Source organism: Janthinobacterium sp. FT14W (genome assembly GCF_009208755.1).
GTDB lineage: Bacteria > Pseudomonadota > Gammaproteobacteria > Burkholderiales > Burkholderiaceae_D > Janthinobacterium > Janthinobacterium violaceinigrum.
This window is the reverse complement of record NZ_WFLL01000003.1, coordinates 168,512-190,852: the sequence shown is the minus strand read 5'-3', so window position 1 is coordinate 190,852 and position 22,341 is coordinate 168,512. Positions and strand designations below refer to the sequence as shown.

The 22,341-nt window shown below is 65.1% G+C and carries 24 protein-coding genes and 1 tRNA gene; 16 read left to right on the top strand and 9 right to left on the bottom strand.

Annotation, left to right across the window (positions count from 1 at the left end):
- Positions 1–19: 19 nt before the first annotated feature.
- Complete coding sequence (locus tag GCN74_RS04420; protein WP_152255500.1) at positions 20–1,246, top strand: HD-GYP domain-containing protein; 1,227 nt, start codon at positions 20–22, stop codon at positions 1,244–1,246.
- Here GCN74_RS04420 and GCN74_RS04415 read toward each other — a convergent pair.
- Positions 1,243–2,289 (bottom strand): GGDEF domain-containing protein, encoded by a 1,047-nt coding sequence (locus tag GCN74_RS04415; protein ID WP_152255499.1) that lies wholly within the window; start codon positions 2,287–2,289, stop codon positions 1,243–1,245. The genes GCN74_RS04420 and GCN74_RS04415 overlap by 4 nt on opposite strands.
- 481 nt (positions 2,290–2,770) lie before the next feature.
- Here GCN74_RS04415 and GCN74_RS04410 point away from each other — a divergent pair, with 481 nt between their 5' ends.
- From GCN74_RS04410 to GCN74_RS04350, 14 genes are all read left to right on the top strand, one after another.
- Positions 2,771–2,953 (top strand): Flp family type IVb pilin, encoded by a 183-nt coding sequence (locus GCN74_RS04410; protein ID WP_034752975.1) that lies wholly within the window; start codon positions 2,771–2,773, stop codon positions 2,951–2,953.
- A 54-nt stretch (positions 2,954–3,007) separates the two neighbouring features.
- Entirely contained in the window at positions 3,008–3,541 is a 534-nt protein-coding gene (locus tag GCN74_RS04405; protein WP_152255498.1) for a prepilin peptidase, read from the top strand.
- 93 nt (positions 3,542–3,634) lie between these two features.
- The gene (locus tag GCN74_RS04400) at positions 3,635–5,008 is read left to right on the top strand and encodes an ATP-binding protein (protein ID WP_152255497.1); all 1,374 of its coding nucleotides are present in this window, start codon (positions 3,635–3,637) and stop codon (positions 5,006–5,008) included.
- Complete coding sequence (gene cpaB / locus GCN74_RS04395) at positions 5,005–5,862, top strand: Flp pilus assembly protein CpaB (protein ID WP_152255496.1); 858 nt, start codon at positions 5,005–5,007, stop codon at positions 5,860–5,862. The genes GCN74_RS04400 and cpaB overlap by 4 nt, the downstream gene beginning before the upstream one ends.
- 27 nt (positions 5,863–5,889) lie before the next feature.
- Positions 5,890–7,323, top strand: coding sequence for a type II and III secretion system protein family protein (locus tag GCN74_RS04390; RefSeq protein WP_152255495.1), 1,434 nt, complete (start codon positions 5,890–5,892; stop codon positions 7,321–7,323).
- A gap of 16 nt (positions 7,324–7,339) precedes the next feature.
- Positions 7,340–7,648: a hypothetical protein gene (locus GCN74_RS28655; protein WP_193316960.1), complete on the top strand. Its 309-nt coding sequence runs from the start codon at positions 7,340–7,342 to the stop codon at positions 7,646–7,648.
- The gene (locus tag GCN74_RS04385) at positions 7,638–9,068 is read left to right on the top strand and encodes a pilus assembly protein TadG-related protein (protein WP_193316959.1); all 1,431 of its coding nucleotides are present in this window, start codon (positions 7,638–7,640) and stop codon (positions 9,066–9,068) included. Before GCN74_RS28655 ends, GCN74_RS04385 begins: the two co-directional genes overlap by 11 nt.
- On the top strand, positions 9,065–9,535 hold the full coding sequence (locus GCN74_RS04380; RefSeq protein WP_152255493.1) for a TadE/TadG family type IV pilus assembly protein: 471 nt from the start codon (positions 9,065–9,067) through the stop codon (positions 9,533–9,535). The genes GCN74_RS04385 and GCN74_RS04380 overlap by 4 nt, the downstream gene beginning before the upstream one ends.
- Positions 9,525–10,130, top strand: coding sequence for a TadE/TadG family type IV pilus assembly protein (locus GCN74_RS04375; protein WP_152255492.1), 606 nt, complete (start codon positions 9,525–9,527; stop codon positions 10,128–10,130). The genes GCN74_RS04380 and GCN74_RS04375 overlap by 11 nt, the downstream gene beginning before the upstream one ends.
- A gap of 52 nt (positions 10,131–10,182) precedes the next feature.
- Positions 10,183–11,352 carry an AAA family ATPase gene (locus tag GCN74_RS04370; protein WP_152255491.1) on the top strand — a complete coding sequence of 390 codons (1,170 nt, stop codon included), beginning with the start codon at positions 10,183–10,185 and terminating at the stop codon, positions 11,350–11,352.
- A gap of 57 nt (positions 11,353–11,409) precedes the next feature.
- Positions 11,410–12,756: a CpaF family protein gene (locus GCN74_RS04365; RefSeq protein ID WP_152255490.1), complete on the top strand. Its 1,347-nt coding sequence runs from the start codon at positions 11,410–11,412 to the stop codon at positions 12,754–12,756.
- 81 nt (positions 12,757–12,837) lie between these two features.
- On the top strand, positions 12,838–13,815 hold the full coding sequence (locus GCN74_RS04360) for a type II secretion system F family protein (protein ID WP_152255489.1): 978 nt from the start codon (positions 12,838–12,840) through the stop codon (positions 13,813–13,815).
- Positions 13,816–13,932: 117 nt separating this feature from the next.
- Positions 13,933–14,871 (top strand): type II secretion system F family protein, encoded by a 939-nt coding sequence (locus GCN74_RS04355; protein WP_152255488.1) that lies wholly within the window; start codon positions 13,933–13,935, stop codon positions 14,869–14,871.
- 11 nt (positions 14,872–14,882) lie between these two features.
- Entirely contained in the window at positions 14,883–15,941 is a 1,059-nt protein-coding gene (locus GCN74_RS04350) for a tetratricopeptide repeat protein (protein WP_152255487.1), read from the top strand.
- Positions 15,942–16,005: 64 nt separating this feature from the next.
- Here GCN74_RS04350 and GCN74_RS04345 read toward each other — a convergent pair whose 3' ends face one another.
- Together GCN74_RS04345 and GCN74_RS04340 are read right to left on the bottom strand one after the other, a co-directional pair.
- Positions 16,006–16,992, bottom strand: coding sequence for an EDSAP-1 family PEP-CTERM protein (locus GCN74_RS04345; protein WP_152255486.1), 987 nt, complete (start codon positions 16,990–16,992; stop codon positions 16,006–16,008).
- Between the two features lie 211 nt (positions 16,993–17,203).
- On the bottom strand, positions 17,204–17,578 hold the full coding sequence (locus GCN74_RS04340; RefSeq protein ID WP_152255485.1) for a hypothetical protein: 375 nt from the start codon (positions 17,576–17,578) through the stop codon (positions 17,204–17,206).
- A 162-nt stretch (positions 17,579–17,740) separates the two neighbouring features.
- On the opposite strand from GCN74_RS04340, the gene GCN74_RS04335 reads away from it, so the two are divergent.
- Positions 17,741–18,049, top strand: coding sequence for a hypothetical protein (locus GCN74_RS04335; RefSeq protein WP_152255484.1), 309 nt, complete (start codon positions 17,741–17,743; stop codon positions 18,047–18,049).
- A gap of 63 nt (positions 18,050–18,112) precedes the next feature.
- Here the strand turns inward: GCN74_RS04335 and GCN74_RS04330 are convergent, their stop codons facing one another.
- The 6 genes from GCN74_RS04330 to GCN74_RS04305 form a co-directional block, all read right to left on the bottom strand.
- Positions 18,113–18,319, bottom strand: a complete 207-nt coding sequence (locus GCN74_RS04330; protein ID WP_071325761.1) for a dodecin — start codon at positions 18,317–18,319, stop codon at positions 18,113–18,115.
- A gap of 224 nt (positions 18,320–18,543) precedes the next feature.
- A tRNA-Thr gene (locus GCN74_RS04325) sits at positions 18,544–18,619 on the bottom strand.
- A gap of 26 nt (positions 18,620–18,645) precedes the next feature.
- Positions 18,646–19,158 carry a ClpXP protease specificity-enhancing factor gene (locus tag GCN74_RS04320; protein ID WP_152255483.1) on the bottom strand — a complete coding sequence of 171 codons (513 nt, stop codon included), beginning with the start codon at positions 19,156–19,158 and terminating at the stop codon, positions 18,646–18,648.
- A 235-nt stretch (positions 19,159–19,393) separates the two neighbouring features.
- Complete coding sequence (locus GCN74_RS04315) at positions 19,394–20,005, bottom strand: glutathione S-transferase N-terminal domain-containing protein (RefSeq protein WP_010394154.1); 612 nt, start codon at positions 20,003–20,005, stop codon at positions 19,394–19,396.
- A 120-nt stretch (positions 20,006–20,125) separates the two neighbouring features.
- A complete protein-coding gene (locus tag GCN74_RS04310; RefSeq protein WP_152255482.1) occupies positions 20,126–20,890 on the bottom strand; it encodes a cytochrome c1 in 765 nt (254 codons plus the stop codon).
- A 36-nt stretch (positions 20,891–20,926) separates the two neighbouring features.
- Positions 20,927–22,339 (bottom strand): cytochrome b, encoded by a 1,413-nt coding sequence (locus GCN74_RS04305; RefSeq protein WP_152255481.1) that lies wholly within the window; start codon positions 22,337–22,339, stop codon positions 20,927–20,929.
- Between the last annotated feature and the right edge of the window lie 2 nt (positions 22,340–22,341).

Genomic DNA, 22,341 nt, shown 5'->3' with positions numbered 1-22,341 from the left:
GTATTTGTGGGATGACAGCATGCTCAAGAAAGTTGATTCGTCTCAATTAAAAGTGGGCATGTACATCCATGACCTCAGTTGCGACTGGATGACGCATCCGTTCGTACGCAACCGTTTCCTGTTGCGCAGCGACGATGAAATCCGCAAGATCGTGCAGGCCGGCATCCATGACGTGGTGATCGACAGCGGCAGGGGTCTCGACGTGCAGGACGCGCCCACCGTGGCGCAGGCGCAGGCCGCCACCGAGCGCGAACTGGTGCAGATCGTCACGGCGCCGCCAGTGGTCGCGCGCGTGTCGCTGGGCATGGAGCTGGCGCGCGCCACGCAGGTGCGGCGCCAGGCGTCGAGCCTGGTGCGCTCGGTGATGGCCGACGTGCGCCTGGGCAAGGCTGTCGAGATCGACCGCGTGCAGCACACGGTGCAAGATATCACCGAATCGATCCTGCGCAATCCCGGCGCCCTCGTCGGCTTGTTGCGCATCAAGAGCAAGGATGATTACACCTTTTTGCATTCCGTCAGCGTGTGCGCGCTGCTGGTGGCGTTTTGCCGCTCGCGGGGCATCGATGCGGCCACTACGCACCAGGCGGGCCTGGGCGGCTTGCTGCACGACACGGGCAAGGCGCTGGTGCCCGATAGCGTGCTGAACAAGCCCGGCCCTTTGACGCCGGAAGAATTTGCCCTGATCAAGTGCCATCCGCGCGATGGCTACGACATCCTGCGCCGCTCGCCCGAGGTGGGCGCCATTCCGCTCGACATCGCCCTGCACCACCACGAACGGCGCGACGGCAGCGGCTACCCGGACCAGCTGGCCGGCGACGCCATCGGCGAACTGGCGCAGATGGCCGCCATCGTCGATGTGTACGACGCGCTGACGTCGGACCGCAGCTATCACAAGGGCATTCCCGCGGCCGAAGCCTTGCGCAAGATCTATGAGTGGAGCAAATTCCACTTCAATCCCGTGTTTGCGCAGGATTTCATGCGCTGCGTGGGTATCTATCCGGTAGGCACCATGGTGATGCTGGAATCGGGCCGCCTGGCCGTTGTCATCGAGGCGCACGAGAGCAACCTGCTGGCGCCGAAAGTGAATGTGTTTTTCAGTACGAAGAGCAAGACCTACATCAAGCCGGAAACAGTCGACCTGTCGCGCGGCTTCGGCTTCGGCGGCGCCGACAAGATCGTCGGCCATGAGTCGGCGGCCAAGTGGCAGGTCGATCCCATGCGTTTTCTCTCCCTCGCGGATGCTTAGAAGAACTCCGCCGTATCGTTCGAGGTGATGGTCGTCAGCAAGCCCTTGGCCACCAGCTCGTCGTAGTGGCAGGCCAGGTTGCGGCCATGGCTTTTCGCGTAGTACAGCGCCTGGTCGGCGCGGCCCAGGATGATCACGGGCGCTTCGTAGGCGTTGATGCTGACGAAGCCCACGCTGACAGTCACCCTGCCCACTTGCGGGAAGTCGTGCGCTTCGACATTGGTGCGGAAGCGGTCGATGATTTTCTGCGCATTTTCCAGCGTGATCGAGCGCAGCAGCACGACGAATTCCTCGCCGCCGAAGCGGAAGATGCGGTCTTGCGAGCGGAACGACGATTGCAGCTGGTTGGCGATCAGGATCAGCACTTCATCGCCATACAGGTGGCCGAACTTGTCGTTGACCAGTTTGAAATGATCGACGTCGATCACGGCCAGCCATTGCCGTTCCGTGTCCGTATGGTGGCGCCGCTCTTCATCGACGGGGCGCGGCTTGTCCGCTTCCGGTTCGCCGCGGCTTTGCAGGATTTTCGCCAGCTGGTCGTCGAAGGTCTTGCGGTTCAATAAGCCGGTGAGCGAATCGCGTTCGCTGTAGTCGAGCAGGTTCTGGAAATTGCGGTACACGCTGACGATGCCGCCGATCACCTGGATGGTGGCGCCCGTGTATGGCGTGGGGTTGGTGATTTCCAGGCAGGTGGTGACCTGGTCGCCGATCCAGATGGGCAGCCACAGCAGGTGGCGGCCGTCGGCGCACAGGGTGTCGGCGCTCGCCTCATGGCGCGCGATGCAGGCGGCCAGCGCCGGGTAGTCCGACAGCGGTTCGCCCGGCAGGGTAGGATCGGTATGCTCTTCCATGCGGGCCACGCTGCCCGCCACGATGATGGCCCGCGACCGCACGAACACCTGGCCCCGCACGGTGGTCAGGGCCAGCACACGGGTCTGCGACGCGGCAGCGAGCTCCTGGACCGCCGAGATCACGGAGATGTCGAGCATCGTATGGTCGCGGTGCCCGGTCATGTCCACCATGTGTTTCAGTAGGGAATCCATTGTCGTTCTCTGGAAAGTAGTCACACAAGTGTCGTCATAGCAGCATTGCATCAAGCAAGAGCATGTTCGCGTCCGTCTACAAGAAGCCAAGATTTATTTGGTGGCATGACGCTCTTTACCGCCGGGCGAGAGGCCTTTCCAAAGAAGAGCTAAGCAGGATAATGTCTTTTTGCCTAATAGGCAATTAACGTATGCAATATTTCATGTAAATACATGAGATTCAGGCACCGCGTTGCAAAAAACTTGCCCTGGCGAAGACTTTCAATCCTGATCGCAACATTTGTTTGCGCCAGCCGTCATTTCAACAAGGTTTGATAATTTCCATGTGGAAACTTGTGGCGCGTCAATTTGCCAAAACGTGGGCGCTTTATAGTCAATGTAATGGCGCAGAAATTTACGGCAGGAAACATATTAGCAGGAATGGGCAATGTTTCACACCCGATTGCGCCAGGGACTTGTGATTCACTTTTGGGAGCTTGTCATGCATACCTTCCTGTCGGCAGTACAGCAGTTTGTCAAGGATGAGGATGGCATTACGGCAATCGAATACGGCTTGATTGCGGCGTTGATGGCTACCGCCATCACGGCCGGTTTCTTGCTGATCAAGACCAACTTGCTGGCCGTCCTCACCGACATTTCGTCGAACCTGGTGTTGACGCCCTAAGCGGGTGCCCGCCGCTGGCCGGCCAGCGGCGGGTTTTTTTTCGGGAGGTGTGCCATGCCAGCGTATGCCTTGTGCGACCTGCTGTTGTTGTGCTTTGTGACGGGGGCCGCCGTCAGTGATTTGATCCGCCGCAAGATTCCAAATGGTTTGGTGTTGTCCGGCATCCTCGCCGCCCTCGTCCTGCATTTGTGGCTGTGGCCGCATAACGTGCTGCCGGTGTGGCTGGGCGGCATGGCGACGGGCTTCTTTCTGTTCCTGCCGCTCTACGTGCTGCGCGGCATGGCCGCCGGCGACGTCAAGCTGATCGCCATGGCGGGCGCGTTTGCGGGACCGTGGCCCGTGCTGCTGATCTGTTTTGCCACCTTCGTGCTGGGCGGCCTGATGGCCGTGCTGATGATCACCTGGCAGGGCAAGTGGCGCGCCTGCCTGGACAATCTGCGCCAGCTGCTGTGGCCGATGATCGCGCGCATGGCGGGCATTCCCCTGGCGCCCGCCCCACTGGGCAGCCAGGCCAGCGTGGGCAACATGCCGTACGGACTGGCCATTGCCCTGGGCTGCCTGGCGGTGCAAGGGCGGCATTATTTCTGATTGGTATTCATTGCTCTTGATCAATGGGCGCCCGTCCCCGCTCGCTAGAATGAATTCTGTTCAATGCAGTCTTAACCGGCTTGGAGACGCAGCATGACGGAGGTCGATTATTCCCTGAGCACCGAGAGCGCGCCGCGCCCCGCCGACGCGAACCTGATGCCGCCCTTGCCGCCGCAACCGAAGAGCTTGCGTGAAACGGGGCTGGAGCGGCCACTGGTGGTCGAACTGATCGCCAAGCTGATGTTTGTGGGGGGCAAGACGCACCTGTCCGCACTGACGACGCGCTTGCGTTTGTCGATCAATGTCCTGCGTGAAGTGCTCGATTTCATGGTGGCCGAGCAGATGGCCGAAGTGGCCTGGCGCGGCGAATCCGAGATCGACGTGCAGTACCAGCTGACGAGCGCGGGCAAGCAGCGCGCCGGCGCCTTCCTCGAACGCTGCGCGTATATCGGCGCCGCCCCCGTCACCCTGGAAGCGTACCGCGCCATGGTGGCGCGCCAGTCGTGGCTGGTACAGGAACAGCGCGTGGGCAGCGACGACCTGGCCGCCGTGCTGGGCAGCGCCCATGCGGGGCCGGGCATGCTCGACGTGGTGGGCGCGGCCCTGCATTCGGGGCGTTCGCTGCTGCTGTACGGTCCGCCCGGCAGCGGCAAGTCGACCCTGGCGCTGCAACTGGGACAATTGCTGCACGGATTGGTTGCCGTGCCGTACGCCATCGTGGTCGGCCACGACATCATCCAATTGTACGATCCGGCGCAGCACCTGCCGCCCGCGCCGCAGCACGTCAGCCATGCGCGCCAGGCGCTGGAGCGGCGCAGCACGGACATCCGCTGGGTGCTGTGCCAGCGTCCCGTGATCCATGTGGGCGCCGAGCTCGACGCCGGCATGCTGGAACTGCGCCATGACGCCAGCGGCGGCTGCTACCAGGCGCCGCCCCATGTGCGGGCGAATAACGGCATGCTGATCATCGACGACCTGGGGCGCCAGCGCCTGGGCGCGCAAGACTTGCTGACGCGGCTGATGCAGCCGCTGGCGCGCGGCAGCGACCAGCTGGGCCTGCCCGGCGGCGTACAGGTCAGCGTGCCTTTCGACAACGCCCTCGTGCTGGTCACGAATGTATCGCCGGGCGAGCTGTTCGATCCTGCCTTGCTGCGCCGCATCGGCTACAAGGTGCAGGTGGGGCCGCTGGCCGAGAGCGCGTACCGCGCCCTGTTCCGCCAGCAGTGCCGCCTGGCCGGCATGGCCATCGATGAGCTGGCCCTGAACCATCTGCTGCAGCTGCACGGCGCGCAGGGGCGGCCCCTGCTGGCCAGCCATCCGCAGGAATTGCTGGCGCGCATAGGCGACTTTGCCGGCTTTGCCGGCAGCGAAGCGCGCCTGACGGTGGCCGCCCTGGAGCAGGCCTGGGGCAGCCTGTTTGCCAGCTGCGACATGCCGGCCGCCAGCCTCAGCGAGCGTATCGCATGAAGAACCGGCGCGCCCTGCTGATGATGGGCCTGGCAGTCGTGCTGGGCCTGCTGGCCGTGCTGCTGGCCTCGCACTGGCTGCTGCGCCAGACGCCGGCCGGCAAGGGCAAGATCGTCGTGGCCGCCAGCGACGTCAACCTGGGCCAGCGCCTGACGCCCGAGATGCTGCGCCTGGCCGAATGGCCGGCGGAAAGCCTGCCGCAGGGCGCGCTGCAAGATCCGGCCAAGCTGGCGGGACGGGTGCTGAAAACCAGCGTGCTGCGCGGCGAACCGCTGAGCGAATCCAAGCTGGCACCCGCCGGCACCCTGGGCGGCCTGTCGGCCCTGATCACGGAAGGGCGGCGCGCCATCACCGTGCGCGTCAACGATGTGATCGGCGTGGCCGGCTTCGCCTTGCCGGGCAACTATGTCGACATCATCGTGAGCACCCAGCAGGATGCGGGCGACCGCGCGTTTCCCCAAAGTCGCAACATTTCCAAGATCGTCCTCGAACGCATCCTGGTGCTGGCCGTGGCGCAGGAAGTGGGACGCGACGAAACCAAGCCCCGCGTGGTCAATGCCGTGACCCTGGAAGTGACGCCGGAACAGGCGGAAAACCTGGACCTGGCGCGCAGCGTGGGCAGCCTGTCGCTGGTGCTGCGCAACCAGGTCGACCCGCAGCCGGGCGTGACGGCGGGCGCCACCAAGCTGACCCTGCTGGGTGGACCGCACGACGCCGAGCCCGCGCCTGCTCCCGCGGCGCCCGTGCCTGCCGCGGCGCCCCGCCCCGTGCGCGTGGCGAAGGCGCCGCTGGAAGCGCCGCGCCAGTGCAGCGGCGTCATCGACGGAACGCGCCAGTCGCGCGAATGTTTTTAGCTGCCTCGACCAACCATGGACACGCTCATGAACCGCGCCCTGCTGACACTGTGCTGCCTGCTGTTGCCGCTTGCCGGCGCGGTCGCCGATCCTGGCCCGCGCTGCGGCGGCGAAGCGGCCTCGCCCGGCAACTTGCAGCTGCAGGTGGGCAAGTCGAGCATGCTGCGCCTGCCCGAAGCGGTGCGGGCGCGCAGCGTGGGCAATCCGGCCGTGCTGCAAGCCATGCTGGTGGCGCCCGACACCCTGTATGTGGTGGGTGTCGACGTGGGCAGCACGAACATGATCATCCAGGGACGCGGCGGCACGTGCAGCGTGGTGAACGTCAGCGTCAGCATGGACCCGGCCGGCTTGCAGGCGACCCTGGCGGCCCTGATGCCGGAAGAAAAAGCCATCCGCGTGACGGCCGTGGCCGATACCCTGGTGCTGTCGGGCACGGTGCAGGATGCGGGCGCCGTGCTGCGCGCCGTCGAGCTGGCGCACGCCTATGTGCGCCGTGCAACGCCGCCGCTGGCGCTGCCCAAGCCCGCCGACGGTGCTGCCGCGCCGGCGGCGGCCGCGGCACCCGCTGGCGGCGCAAACAGCGCGAACAGCCGCATCATCAATATGCTCGATGTCGGCGCGCCGCAGCAAGTGATGCTGGCCGTGCAGATCGCCGAGGTGTCGAAGTCGCTGCTGGAGCGCCTGGAAGTGGGCGCCACCCTGCGCTTCGCGTCCGGCAGCTGGGCCACCACCTTGCTGTCGAATTTCCTCAGCGGCACGGCCAACGGCTTGCTCGACGTGCGCAAGTCGAATGGCCAGCAGCTGACCATCGAGGCGCAGAAACAGGATGGCCTGGTGCGTATCCTGGCCGAGCCGACGGTGATGGCGATCAGCGGACAGGAGGGCAGCTTTCTGGCCGGCGGCAAGATTTTCATTCCCGTCGGCCAGGACAACAACAAGATCACCCTGGAAGAGCGCGAGTACGGCGTCGGCCTGCGCTTCACGCCCACCGTGCTGTCGGGCGGGCGCATCAACCTGAAGGTGGCGCCGGAAGTGTCGGAACTGTCGCGCGAGGGGGTGGGCATTTCCGCCGCCGGCGTCAGCGCCCGCTCGATATTGCCCGTGATCACCACGCGGCGCGCCTCGACCACGGTGCAGCTGTACGACGGCCAGAGCTACGCCATCGGCGGCTTGATCAAGAACAACCAGGTGAGCAACATCACGGGCCTGCCCTGGCTCAGCGAAGTGCCCATCCTCGGCGCGCTGTTTCGCAGCACGGATTTCCAGCATGACCGCACGGAATTGCTGTTCGTCATTACCGCACACCTGGTGAAACCCTTGCCGGCCGACGCCGTGCTGCCGACGGCGCAGCTGGCGTCCCCGTCGCGCACGGAGTTGATGTTGGGCGGCAAGATGGAAGGCAGGCCGACGCCGCCGTCCGTGCCGCCGCCGCGTGCGGCCAACGGTTTCGAGCTGAAATGAAACGGGGAGATACGCCATGCCGAATTCGCTCCTGATATGGCTGCGGCGCCTGGCGGCGCCGATGCTGGCGCTGCAGCTGGCCGCCTGCGCGCACGGCGGCAGCAGCACGCCGCAGCTGGACCGGCGCTTCGGCGATGCCGTGCGCGTGGCCATGGCGCAGCAGGTGCGCGATCCGGCCGGCGCCGCCAACCGCACCCCGGCCGACGGCCTCGACGGCCCCAGCGCGCACGCCGTCATGCAGCGCTACCGCGCCTCGTTTGCCGAACCGAACGGCCAGGCGCCCCAGCCCGTGCAATTCATGCTGGGAGGCGGCAATGGCAAATAGACGCCGGCGCCAGCGGGGAGCGATGCTGATCGCCTTTTCCATCCTGCTCATCGTGGTGCTGGGCTTTATCGGCCTGGCGCTGGACGTGGGGCAGGTCATCGGCCGCAAGACGGAGCTGCAGAACCTGGCCGACAACGCGGCGCTGGCGGCCGCCGCGGAGCTGGTGGGCACGTCCGACGGCCTGGCGGCGGCCGTGATGAAAGCCAAGAGCAGTGCGGCCGACCGCAGCGTATGGCGGCGCCGCATGGAGGGCGCCATCCTGTCGGATGCCAGCATCCGCTTCGCCAGTGCGCCCGACGCGCCCGCCAGCGACTGGCATGCGGCGGGCGCCGTGCCCGATCCTGCCACGGCGCTGTTCGTGCGCGTCGATACGCAGGCCAACGATCCGGCGCTGGGGCGGGTGGCGACGGCGTTCCTGGGCGCCTGGTCGCCGGCGCTGCGCACCCTGGACACGGGCGCGCGCGCCGTGGCGGGACGGACCAGCTTGTACCTGACGCCGCTGGCCATCTGCGCGCTGTCGGCCAGTGCGGCCAGCCCGCGCACGAATGCGGCGCTGCTGCCGGCCGCCGAGCTGCTGGAATATGGCTTTCGCCGCGGCGTGGCCTATAACCTGCTGAAGCTCAATCCGCACGGCCCGGCAGCCGAGCATTTCGTGCTCAATCCGCTGGGCCGGCCCGGCATGCTGGGCTCGCCGCTGCAGGTCGGCGAGTCGAGCGTGCTGCCGTTTGTCTGCAGCGGCACGGTGCAGTACCCGCATATCGGCAGCGCCCGGGTGCATGTGCACCGGCCCTTTCCCGCCGCGCTGTGGCCCGCCTTCAATGCGCGCTTCAACCAGCATGGGGGCAGCGGCTGCCATCCCGTCACGGCGCCGCCCGACACGAACATCCGCGCGTATCCGAATACGGCGGCGAACTGGTGGATGACGAATGCGCCCGATGCGCCCAGCGCGCTGAGCACCGGCAACCCGCTGCTGTCCGTGGCCGATCCGGAAGCGAACGCGACACCGCCCGGCGTCGGCAGTTATGGGCCGCTGTGGTCGTTTTCCCGGGCGGTCAGGTACAGCAACCCGAGGCCGGCCGGCGGCTACCTGCCGTTTGCCACCAGCGACTGGCCCAGGCTGTATCCCGCTGCGCCGGCCGCCCCGGCCGCCAAGTCCAGCTATCCCACCGACAAGTCGCCCTACCTGACGCTGGCCTATCAGACGGCGCCCACCGGCAACACGGGCGTGGCGCAGCGGCGCCTGCTGCACATTGCGCTGCTGGCCTGCCCCTTGCCTGCCGGCAGCGACGTGCTGGCCCGGGTGCGCGGCATCGGCCGTTTCTTCATGACGGCACCCGCCAGCAATGGCGTGCTGAGCGCCGAATTCGCGGGCCTGGCCAGCGAGGGATCGCTGGCCGGCCCGGCGGAGCTGCTGCGATGAAGCCGCCGCGCCGCCAGGGCGGTGTCGCCGCCATCGAACTGGCGCTGGTCCTGCTGTTTTTCATGGGACTGCTGCCCTTCGTGCTGCTGTTCGGCCGCGCGCTGCTGGTGTACACGGCCCTGCAAAAAAGCGCGCATGACGCGGCGCGCTACATGGCGACCATGCCGCTGCCGCAGATGGGCAGCATCGCCACGGCCACCGAGGGCGCCGTGTTTTCCCGGCAGATGGTGGTCGATGCGATGGCGGAAAGCTGGCCGCAAATGGAGGCCGCCCGGGTCAGCGTGGATTGCGTGTATCTGGACGAATCCTTCAGCTGCGGCAGCTATCCGACGGCACCGCTGCAGGTGCGCATCAAGGTGACCGTGGACATGCCCGTGGATTTCCTGCCCGAGCTGACGCGCAAGTGGCTGCCGCAGCTGGAACCGATTCCGTTGCGTGCCAACGCAACATTGCGCTATGTCAATTAACCTGCGCCCCCGCCGGCAGCGCCAGGGCGGCGTTTTCGCTGTCGAGTTCGCCATGCTGGCGCTGCTGTTCTTCCTCTTCCTGTTTGCCATGCTGGAAGTGGCGCGCGCCGTGTACATGTGGAACCTGGTGCACGAGATCACCCGGCGCGCCGCGCGCGCCGCCGCCGTCACCGATTTCAGCAATGCCGGCGCCATGCAGGCCGTGCGCACGCAGGCGGTGCTGCGCACGGCGCCGGGCGCGCTGCCGCTGGGCGGCGGCATCAGCGATGCGTATGTGCGCATCGATTATCTGTCGCAGGCCGGCGGCGCCGTGCTGGCGGCCGTGCCCGTGACGGCGATGCCGGGCTGCCCGCAACGCAACCGCATCAATTGCCTGGACGATCCGCATGGCGCCAGCTGTATCCGCTTCGTGCGCGCGCGCCTGTGCGTGCCCAGCGAAGGCGCGCGCTGCGAGAGCGTGCCGTACCGCCCCATCCTGCCCCTGCTGGGGGTGATGTTTCCCTCCGGCGCAGGGGCAGTGCGTTTGCCCAACGGGGCCACCATGGCGGTGGCCGAGTCGCTGGGCTATCCGGACAATTCCGGTTTTTGTCCATGAGCGCCGATCCGCTGGCGCAGCCGAATGTATTGCATAGATTGAAGGAGCGGCGATGAAAGCCTTGATGATTACCCGCGACGCCAGCCTGCACGATGAAATCGCGGCGCAGGGCGCGGCCCGCATGCCCGTGCTGCGCCTGCTGGAGCGGCGCAGCGGCCTGCGCGACGCCGTCGAGCGCATGCTGCCCGAGTTGCCCGAGCTGGTGATCGTCGACGCCAGCGGCATCGATGCGGAGGAAGCCGACCTGTTCGAGCGGCTGGCGCGCCAGTATCCGCTGGCCGTGCTGATGCTGCTCACGCGCGGCCAGCAGCAGGATGTGCTGATCCGCGCCATGCGCGCCGGCATGCGCGAAGTGCTGCAGCTGCCGCTGGTGCACAAGGCCTTCCATGAAGCGATGGACCGGGTCGACATCCAGGCCGGCGTGACGCAGATGCGCGACGGCAAAGTGCTTGCCTTCATCTCGTGCAAGGGCGGCAGCGGCGCCACCTTTTTGTCGACGAATTTTTCGTATGCGCTGGCCAGCCTGGCCGGCTGCAAGGTGCTGCTGATCGACCTGCACGGCCAGTTCGGCGACGCCACCCTGTATGTCTCGGACCAGAAGCCGGCCATGACCCTGTCCGATATCTGCGCCCAGATCGCGCGCATGGATGGCGCCTTCCTCGCCTCGTGCCTGGTGCACATCACGCCGAATTTCGGCGTGCTGGCGGCCGCCGACGACCCCGCGCACAAGGTCGACATGCAGCCAGAGCACATGGACCGCATCCTGGCCGTGGCGCGCCAGCACTACGACTACATCGTGCTCGACGTGGGGCGCCAGATCGATGCGCTGTCGCTGCGCGCGCTCGACAACGCCGACGCCATCTACCCGGTGCTGCAGCTGGCCTTGCCCGACATCCGCGACGGGCGCCGCCTGCTCGACATCTTCCGTTCGCTCGGCTATCCGGGCGAGCGCCTGCGCCTGATCGTCAACCGCTATGAAAAGGGCGGGCGGCTGCGCCTGGCGGACCTGGAGCAGGCGCTGGGCGCGGAAGTGGTGCACACGGTGCCCAACGACTACACGGCCGCCACGGATTCCGTCAACCAGGGCATCCCGCTGCTGCAGCTGTCGCGCACCAGCGCCGTGGCGCGCAGCCTGGCCGAACTGGTGGAACTGGTGACGGCGCGCCGCGTGACGGAAAGCCGCGGCCTGTTCGACCGCCTGTTCAGCCGCAGCGAGGCGTGACGGGGCGGCAGGTGGAGTACGACAAGGCTCCCGCCGGGGGCCATCATGGGAGCCGAGATGACTTTACGCGAACGCCTGGCGGCAAATGAAACGGTGCGCCCCGCCAGCAATGGACAAGGCGCGCTGGCGCTGCACGCCTACCAGGAACTGAAAAAGACCATGCACCAGACGATACTCGACCGTATCGACCTGGAGCGCTTGAAGCGCCTGACGGCGGAGCAGTTCAAGCACGAGCTGGCGCTGCTGGTGCAGCGCGTGATCGAGGAAGAGCGCATCGTGCTGAACCAGCACGAGCGGCATAGCCTGGTGCTCGACATCCAGCACGAGATGCTGGGCTTTGGCCCGTTGGAACCCTTGCTGGCCGACGCCAGCGTGTCCGATATCCTCGTCAATACCTGCGACAAGGTATATGTGGAGCGGGGCGGGCGGCTGCAGCTGACGGACGTGACTTTCCACGACAATGCGCACCTGATGAAGATCATCGAAAAGATCGTTTCGCGCGTGGGACGGCGCGTCGACGAATCGAGCCCGATGGTCGACGCGCGCCTGCCGGACGGCTCGCGCGTGAACGCCATCATTCCGCCGCTGGCCGTCGACGGCCCGATCCTGTCGATCCGGCGCTTTGCCGTGCAGCCCTTGAGCATCGCCAACCTGCTCGACTACAAAAGCCTGACGCCGCCCATGGTGCAGGTGCTGCAGGCGCTGGGCCAGGCCAAGGTCAACATCCTGATCTCGGGCGGCACGGGCAGCGGCAAGACGACCCTGCTCAACGTGTTGTCCGGCTTCATTCCCGGCAGCGAGCGCATCGTCACCATCGAAGATGCGGCCGAACTGGCGCTGCGCCAGCCGCACGTGGTGCGCCTGGAAACGCGCCCGCCGAATATCGAGGGCAAGGGCGAAGTGAGCCAGCGCGCGCTGGTGCGCAACGCGCTGCGCATGCGGCCCGACCGCATCATCCTGGGCGAGGTGCGCGGCGCCGAGGCGCTCGACATGCTGCAGGCGATGAACACGGGCCATGAAGGGTCGCTGGCGACCATCCACTCGAACACGGCGCGCGACGCGCTGGCGCGGCTGGAAAACATGGTCGGCATGGCCAGCGTGAACCTGACGCCGCGCGCCACGCGCCAGCAGATCTGTTCGGCCGTGACGGTGGTGATGCAGGTGTCGCGCCTGACGGATGGCGCGCGCAAGCTGGTCAGCCTGCAGGAAGTAACGGGCATGGAAGGCGACATCATCGCCATGCATGAAATCTTCCGCTTCGAGCAGACGGGCGTCGATGCGGGGGGCAAGGTGCAGGGCCACTTTTGCGCCACCGGCGTGCGGCCCCGCTTCACGGAGCGCCTGCGCATGTTCGGCGCGCCCGTGCCGGACAGCGTGTTCGATCCCGACCGCATCTACGAATGAAAAACCGGCCGTGCGGCGCGCTTGGCGGCCACGCGTCACGCCCGCCCGCGACGGTTCTATTTGCTGTGTAAGGAGCGCATCATGGACCTGGTGTTCTACGGCTTTGCCGTGCTGCTGTTCGCTGCCTGCATCCTGATGGTGGAGGGTGCCTGGCTGTGGTGGGCGGGCACGCACGGCAGCGCGGCGCGGCGCATCAACCGGCGCTTGCGGCTGATGGCGGCGCGCGGCGAGGCGGGCGGCGAGCGGGTTTCCATCCTCAAGCAGCGCCGCTATGCGCGCTCGCCCGGCCTGGAGCGCTTGCTGCGGCGCGCGCCGCAGGCGGCAAAGCTCGATCACCTGCTGCTGCAATCGGGCTTGTCCTGGTCGGTGGCGCAATTCCTGGGCGGCACCGGCGCCTTGCTGCTGGCGGCCTTGCTGCTGCTGGCGGCGTGGTCCATGCCCTTGCCCGGCGCCTTGCTGCTGTTGTCCACGGCCGCGAGCGGACCGTGCCTGTGCGTGCTGCGCGCGCGCGCCGCGCGGCTGAAAAAAATCGAGGCGCAACTGCCGGAAGCGGCCGATTTCCTGGCCCGCGCGCTGCGCGCCGGCCACTCGTTTTCCAACGTGCTGCAAATGGTGGGCGATGAACTCAATGAGCCGATCAGCGGCGAATTCAAGATGGCGCACGAAGAGATCAATTACGGCGTGCCGATGAACGAAGCGCTGCAAAACCTGGCCGCGCGCATTCCGCTGACGGACTTGCGCTATCTCGTCATCGCCGTGCTGGTGCAGCGCGAATCGGGGGGCAACCTGGCCGAAGTGCTGGTCAGCATCGCGCGCATCATCCGCGCCCGCTTGAAACTGCTGGGGCAGGTGCGCGTGCTGTCGGCCGAGGGGCGCATGTCGGCCTGGGTGCTGGGACTGATGCCGGTGGTGATGATCGGCGTCATGGCGCTGGTCAATCCGCAATACATCCGCCTGCTGTGGACGGACCCCAGCGGCATCAAACTGCTGTGGTACGCGGCCGGCATGGTGGCACTGGGTGTCGTCTGGATGCGCAAGGTCATCCGCATCCGTATTTAGGGAATCGTCTGAAAAACCTCCATGGCGTTGTTGCGCCGCCTCGTCGTACTTTCGTACTGCCTTCGGCGACACGCCTGGCCCTGCATGTTTTGTCAGTCGATCCAAGGGAGAAATGCCATGACTGGCCCGCAACTGCTGTTCCTGCTGATCGTCTTTGCCGTGGTGGTGGCGCTGGCCCTGCTGGCGTGGCTGATCTTCTTTCCCGGCACCTTGCGCCAGCGCCTGTTCGGCGCCACGGCGCCGGTGGCCAGCGATGCGGTGGCCGACACGGGCTGGGTGGAGCGCGTGGCGCGCGTGGCGCAGCCGTTCAGCAAGCTGTCGCTGCCGGAAGAGGGCTGGGAGCGCTCGCCGCTGCGCACGCGCTTCATGAATGCGGGCTGGCGCCAAGCCAGCGCGCCGGCCCTGTACTTTGCGGCGAAAACCGTGCTGGCTCTGCTGTTTCCCACCGTGCTGGGGTTGTACGCGGCCAGCGCCATGGCGGCGCAGCTGCGCAGCGTGCTGCTGTTGCTGCTGTGCGTCAGCGCCACCGTCGGCTATTACCTGCCGAACCTGGTGCTGGCCAGCACGGCCAAGCGGCGCCAGCGCGACATCTTTGAAAACATCCCCGACGCGCTCGACCTGCTGACCGTGTGCGTGGAAGCGGGCCTGAGCCTGGAGCGCGCGCTGGTGAAGGTGTCGGGCGAGATCCACATCAAGAGCGTGGTGCTGGCGCAGGAATTGCAGCTGGTGCTGATGGAAATGCGCACCGGCTTTTCCAAGGAAAAGGCGCTGCGCAACCTGGCCCTGCGCAGCGGCGTGGAAGATGTCGACACCCTCGTCGCCATGCTGATCCAGTCGGAACGCTTCGGCACGAGCATGGGCGATTCGCTGCGCGTGCATTCGGAAAACCTGCGCAGCAAGCGCAGCCTGCTGGCCGAAGAGGCGGCAGCGAAGATCGCCCTGAAACTGCTGTTCCCCCTGATTTTTTGCGTCTTTCCCACCCTGATGCTGGTGCTCATGGGGCCGGCCGTGATCGAAGTCTATCGCGTGCTCGTGCCGGCCATGGCCAGCCGCTGAAAGGAGTCACCATGCGCTTGACGCTCTCCCGCCTGGCCACCGCCTGTGCCTGCCTTGGCCTGGCCGCCTGTACCGCACCGCCGGCCCACGCGCCGCTGCCGCTGTTGCCCGACGCCGATGCCGCCTACGTGGCGGGGCGCCGGTATTTTGACGCGGGCGACCTGGCCGCTGCGCAGGCGGCCTATGAACACGCCCTGCGCCATGCGCCGCGCCACGTGAACGCGCGCAACGGCCTGGCCGTGCTGCATGCGCAGCGGGGAGAACACGACGCCGCCATTGCCCAGTGGCAGGCGCTGACGCAGGAGGCGGGCATGGCGCGGCCGCAGCAGGCCTATCTGTTCAGCAATCTTGGCCGTGCTTATTATCTGAGCGGGCGCGACGCGCAAGCGTTGACGGCGCTGGAACAGGCGTGTCTGCTCGACCCGCTCAATGCCTTGGCCTGGCTGCACCTGGCGCAAGTGCTGGAACGGCTGGGGCAGCATGAACGGGCCGCCGTCATGCGGCGCCAGGCGGCCAGCCTGCAGGAGCACGACTTGCGGCGCGACCTGGCCTTGCTGCGCGCCGCGCCGCCCGAGGCGCCGCCCCAGCCCGTCGAGGCAGTGCCGGATGCGCCCGCCATGGCGCGCGTGGAAATCACGCAGGGCGATGGCATGGCCCGGCTGCGGCGCGTGCCGGCGGCGCGCAACGGGCCGGTTAGCGTTTTGGTGCAATCGGCGCCTGCGGCCAGTACGCCGCCGCGCCTGGAAATTGTGAATGGCAACGGCGTGCCTGGCCTGGCCGCCGCGCTGGCGCGCAGCCTGGCCGGCAATGCCGTGCAGGTGGTGCGCCTGGCCAATGAAAGCAGCTACCAGGTGGCGCGCACGCGTGTCGAATACCGGCCTGCGCAGGAGCAGGCGGCGCGCCGGCTGGCCCGCCAGCTGGGCGCCCAGGTGCAGACCCTGGCCGCCGACTGTCCTGCCAGCGAGCTGCGCCTGATACTGGGGCGCGACTTGAGCGACCCGGCCATGCTGCACCGTTACTATGTGCAGCAATTGCAGCTGGCGCGCCAGGCGCTGGCGCGGCTGGGGTAAAACGCCGCTGCTGATGCAAAAAAACGCGGCGCCTCATGGGCGCCGCGTTTTTTCATGCCGCCGATTATTGCGGCCGCCGCCGCCGCGTCACAGCCAGGGCCGCCAGTCCCGTGCCCAGCAGGAACAAGGTGCCCGGTTCCGGTACGGCCAGCGGCGGATCGATGACGACGATGTCGGTGCGCGTGGACTTGGAAAAGTTCAAGGTGTAGCTGCCGGCGGGCAGGGCGAAATTCGAGGTCAGGGAAAACATCGCGAAGCCGTTCGTGAACGCGCGCGAGGTGGCGGGGTCGTTGGTGCCGGCCGTCATGTTCAGGCTGAACGGGTCCAGGCTGCCTGCGCCATGGTTGCCGTTGACGTCGCTGCCATTGTTCGGGTCGCCATCGGGGGCGAACTGGAAGATCACGCCATCCGCGTTCGCGTGCGACAGGCAGCCGACGGGGCTGGAACTGTTGCACGAGATATTGAAGATATCCATGATCGACACATTCGACTTGTCGCCCATGGTCGTCACGCTGGTGCGCAGGTCGCGCCGTCCCATGAAGCTGAAGGTGATGAAGCCGGCGCTCGACAGGGTCAGGTTGACGGAACCGGTCAGCGTGTCGCCGGCCGTGGCCGTGGCGGCGCCGATGGTGTTGCGCTGCGCTTCCGCCACGGCGCTCACGCTGGCGCCGCCATTGAGCATGTTGCCGAAGGCATGCGCGTCGCCGCGCGCGAATTCCAGCGCGGTGGTGGGCGCGTAATGGTTCTGCGGCAAGCCGTTGCAGCCGCCGCCCGAACACACTTGCAGCACGTCCGCGTTGGCGGCCGGGCCCGTATTGACGGCGCGGGGATTGACGGCCACGCCGCCTTCGAAAAAGGCGCTGTCGCTGGCATTGCGGTTGGCGCCGGCCAGCGACAGCGTGCCGGCGCTGGTGGTGATGCGGAAATTGTTCAACTCATTGACGGCCAGGCCGTACGCGCCGGCCTGCGCCTGGCCGCTGGCCAGCAGGCTGGCCGCCGCCAGTGCGCCCAGCCAGCCCAGAGTCTTGTTTCGTGTGTGATCGACGTTCATCGCAGCCTCTTGTCGTGGTCAGTCTCGGAAAATCCGGGGGACAAAGAATCCAGAAGGAATTGCCTGGATTCATCTCGTAGACACAGATAAGCAGCTTGCATGCCACACAAAAAAATTACATTGAATCAAGCACTTGCGCAAAGCGAACTGCGCTGGATAGGGGACAGTGTAAGAAAGGCCGACGCCGCCTGGCGGGCGGCGTCGGCCGGCCTCAGGTACCGCGGTGATAGCCCAGGTGCCCACCGGAATTGCGTGCGCAACCGCAAGCGATGCGCGCCACTTCCTCGTCTTGCGTTAATTTCCAGTTGGTAATCGTCGTGTGATTCCAGTCGATGTCGCTTTTCTTGACAGGTTTCACCGTCAAGGTGCGCTGTTCCACATCCGTGTACTCCATCAGCTCCTCGTCGTCGGCGATGTCGAAATGGCGGTGGATCAGGGAAATGCTGAAGCGGTCGAGCGCGCCATAGCGTTGCAGCACGTCGCGCACTTCGCGAAAGCAGGCCAGATCCTCGGGCAGCAGCGGATCGACGGCGGAAATATTGGCTACGGGCTGCCATTGCATGGCGTGGATGTTCAGGCTGTGCATGATAGGCTCCTGCGCCCCTTGATCATAGGCCCAGGCAGCCAGAGGGGCGCTGGCACGCCTGGCGAAATGCTCATGGTGGCCGCAACGCCGGTGCGGTGCTTGCGGCATATCAAAGGTGCGGCACGTCGCCGCTCGCCCGATCATTGCCCGGTAAAATAGGCCATGGCAAACAAAACCCCCACCTTCCCCGGCGCGCGCACGGGCCGCGGCCAGGTCCTGGCCGTGCTGCTGTCGAACCGCGACCAGTCCGGCGCCGAACCGCTGCAAGGCCGCGTCTCGCTGGCCGCCATCGTCAAGGCCTTGAAGCGCAAATACCACTGGCCGATTGAAACCCACAGTTTCCCCGCCAACACGCAGGATGGACGCGCCAGCTGGGCGACCGTCTACAGCTTGCCGGAAAAGGTCATTGACACCGCGCTGGAGGCGGGGGGCAGGGAGTGGCTGCAGGGCAGGTCAGCCGCCAGGCGGTAGCGCAAGGGCAAGGTAGTGCAAGGCGCGCAGCTGGCACGCCGGTGCCGCCCATGCCGCATGGCTTTATTCGAGCCGGAAGCCGACCTTGAGCGTGACCTGGAAGTGCGCCACCTTGCCATCGACGATATGCCCGCGCGAATCGGTCACTTCATACCAGTCCATATGCTTGACCGTCAGCGCCGCCTTGGCAATGGCATCGCGTATCGCCTGATCGCTGCTCTCGGTCGACGTGCCGACCAGTTCGATCAGCTTGTAAGTGTGTGCGGACATGATGTTCCCCCAGGTAGATAAGCCAGACATCGGGAGCCTGCTTTGCGCAAGCACGTACTCATCTTGCGCCTAAATGTGCCGGACGTCATGGCGCGGCGCAGCACGCCAGCGGCCGATCTGGATGGTGACGCGTTTGCATGCTCACGGGAGTGCCATGCAGGCGGGGGAAAAGAAAAAAGGGCTACCAGCCGGAGCGGGTAACCCTTTGATTTACTGCTGAATTCTGGTGCCGACTGCCGGTTTCGAACTGGCCACCTGATGATTACAAATCAACTGCTCTACCAAATGAGCTAAGTCGGCAAAAACTGCGCGTTGCGAATTATACGCTATTTAATGCGTGTCAGGGTCGGGCGGCCGCCTTTTTTTGGTGGCTCGTCGTCGCCTGGCGTGGCGGCATCGCGCTGTTCGGGGGAACCGGTGGGCACGGACGACAGGGTGGGACCGCTGGCGGCGGGGGCGAGCACTGGCGGCGGGACGTCGGCGGATGCGGGGCTGTCCGTCGGTTGCGCATCCGGGTCATCGTTGCCCAGCACGGGCTCGAAGGCCATGCCCTGGCCGTTTTCGTTGGCGTAGATGGCCATCACGTTGTCGACCGGTACGTAGATTTCGCGCGAGACGCCGCCAAAGCGGGCGTGGAAGCGGATGGCGTCGTTGTCCATCTTCAGGCCGCTGGTGGCGCCGAAGCTGATGTTGAGCACGATTTCGCCCTTTTTCACGTATTCCATCGGTACCGTGGTGCGCGAATCGACTTTGACCGCGAGATAAGGCGTGTAGCCGCTGTCGGTGCACCACTCGTAGATGGCGCGCAGCATATAAGGTTTGGTTGAGATTTCAGACATGGTAGGCACGGTGAGGCGGGAGCGCCCCCGTCAGCATGAGGCGGGCGCACCGGTAGTTCAATGAAACGATGGGACAACTATCAATACAGGAACCAAGCATGACAGCTGGCCCAAGATGCCCCAGAAAGCGTAGCGAGCAAGCCCGATATCGGCTTCAGTAACGCAGCCGTACTTGAGTACGGCGAGTAACGCCAAGTCGAGAGCGGGCTGCGCAGTAGCTTTATGGGGATATCTTTTAGCGGCGCATGACCTTTTCCGAAGGCGTCAGCGCTTCGATATACGCCGGACGCGAGAAGATGCGTTCGGCGTATTTCATCAGCGGTGCAGCCGTCTTCGACAGTTCGATGCCGTAGTGGTCCAGGCGCCACAGCAGCGGCGCGACAGCCACGTCGAGCATCGAGAATTCGTCGCCCAGCATGTACTTGTTTTTCAGGAACAGCGGCGCCAGGGTCGTCAGGCGGTCGCGGATTTCCGCGCGTGCCTTGTCGTGGGCCTTGTCGTTGCTCTTGGCGCGTTCGCTTTCCAGCACGTGCACGTGCACGAACAGTTCTTTTTCGAAGTTGAACAGCATCAGGCGCGCGCGGGCACGCATCAGCGGATCGGCCGGCATCAGTTGCGGATGCGGGAAGCGCTCATCGATGTACTCGTTGATGATGTTCGATTCATACAGGATCAGTTCGCGTTCGACCAGGATAGGCACCTGGCCATACGGGTTCATGGTCGAAATATCTTCCGGTTTGTTGAACAGGTCGACGTCGCGCACTTCGAAGTCCATGCCTTTTTCAAACAGGACCAGGCGGCAGCGTTGCGAAAATGGGCAGGTTGTACCCGAATAGAGAACCATCATTTTTTATAGTTCCTTAGAAACAAAGGGGGTGAAGCCGCGAACGGCTCACCCCAGGTCGCTTGTCCACTCATGCGGACAACGCAGAAACAGGCACCAGCCGGCCTGCGGCCGGCGCCTCACTTATTTGACTTCCTTCCAGAACGACGCGTTAAGGCGCCATGCCAGCAGAGCAAATACCGACAGGAACAGCAGCACCCAAACGCCCAGGCGCTTGCGTGTCTGCTGTGCCGGTTCGGCCATCCACTCCATGTAGCCGACCAGGTCGGCTACCGCATTGTCATACTCGATCTTGTTCAATGTACCTGGCTTGACCTGCTCGAAGCCGGCAAATTTGTGGATCTTCTTGCCAGCTTCGTGGGGATCATTCTCTTCCACGAACTTGGCAGTCTGGACACCTTGCAATTCCCATAATACATGCGGCATGGCAACATTCGGCACGACCATGTTGTTCCAGCCGGTCGGACGAGTGTCGTCTTTATAGAACGTACGCAGGTAAGTATACAGGTAGTCGCCGCCTGTGCCAGCGGAAGATGATTTCGCGCGCGAAATTACCGACAAATCCGGCGGTACGACGCCAAAGAAAGCCTTGGCGTCCTGCGGCGCCAGGCTGGTCGTCATCAAGTCACCGACTTTATCGCCTGAGAACAACAGATTCTGCTTGATCTGGTCTTCCGTCAAGCCCAGGTCGCGCAGGCGGTTGTAGCGCATCGACACGGCGGCGTGGCAATTCAAGCAATAATTGACGAACAATTTGGCGCCATGCTGCAGCGCTGCCATGTTGGTCTGGCGGTCAGGTGCCTTGTCCAGCGGAAATCCGCCTTCGCTGGCGAGGGCCATGGCGGGCACGAGGGCCAGGATGGCGAGCAGTTTTTTTGCAATCTTCATATGATGTATGTCCTTTGAGCGTGGCGTGAGAGCGGCTTAGTGCGGGTGAAACGTCACACGCGACGGCACGGTCTTGAACTTGCCCATTGCACTCCACCATGGCATCAGCAGGAAAAAGCTGAAGTAAATCAGGGTGCACACTTGCGACACGATGGTTTTCGTATCCGTTGGCGCCTGGGTACCGAGGTAGCCCAGCACCAGGAACGACAGGCCGAAGATGGCGTAGATGTATTTGTGCCAGGTCGGACGGTAGCGGATCGATTTCACGGGCGAATGGTCGAGCCATGGCAGGAAGGCCAGGATCACCACGGAACCGCCGAAGAACACCACGCCCCAGAATTTCGCGTCCAGCACCTGCGGCAGCATGCCGACGATGGCGACCAGGGCGATGACGGCGATGGCGGACTTGACCGTTGTCGACAGGCGCGACTTGAGCCAGATGAACACCACGTAGGCGGCCACGGCAGCCATCAGCACGTACATGAAGTCGGCCGTGGTGGCGCGCAGCACCGAGTAGAACGGCGTAAAGTACCAGGTTGGCGCGATGTGCAGCGGGGTCTTCAGCGAGTCGCCTGGCAGGAAGTTGTTGTATTCCAGGAAGTAACCGCCCATTTCCGGCGCGAAGAACACGACGGCGCTGAAGATGACGAGGAAGATCGACACGCCGAACAGGTCGTGCACGGTGTAGTACGGATGCGATGGAATGGAGTCGACGGGGTGGCCATCGGCGCCCAGGTTTTCCTTCACTTCGATGCCGTCCGGGTTGCTCGAGCCGACTTCATGCAGGGCGATCAAGTGCGCTGCAACCAAGCCCAGCAGTACCAGCGGGATGGCGATCACGTGGAAGGCGAAGAAGCGGTTCAGGGTGGCGTCGGAGACGACGTAGTCGCCGCGTATCCACAGCGACAGGTCCGGGCCGATCAGGGGGATGGCGCCAAACAGGTTGACGATCACTTGCGCGCCCCAGTACGACATCTGGCCCCATGGCAGCAGGTAGCCGAAGAACGCTTCGGCCATCAGGCACAGGAAGATGGCGAAACCGAACAGCCAGATCAGTTCACGTGGCTTGCGGTACGAACCGTACAGCAGGCCGCGCGTCATGTGCAGGTAGACGATGATGAAGAAGGCGGAGGCGCCCGTCGAGTGCATGTAGCGCACCAGCCAGCCCCACGGCACTTCGCGCATGATGTACTCGACGGAATTGAAGGCGAGGGCCGCATCCGGTTTGTAGTGCATGGTCAGGAAGATGCCGGTGACGATCTGCAGCACCAGCACCAGCATGGCCAGCGAACCGAAGATGTACCAGAAATTGAAGTTTTTCGGGGCGTAGTACTTGCCCCATTGATCGTTCCACAGCTTGGTCAGGGGAAAGCGGTCATCGACCCAGCCCAGGGCTTTTTCGGCGACAGGTGCATCGGCAGGAAATTTCGTTTCTTTGAAAGCAGCCATGA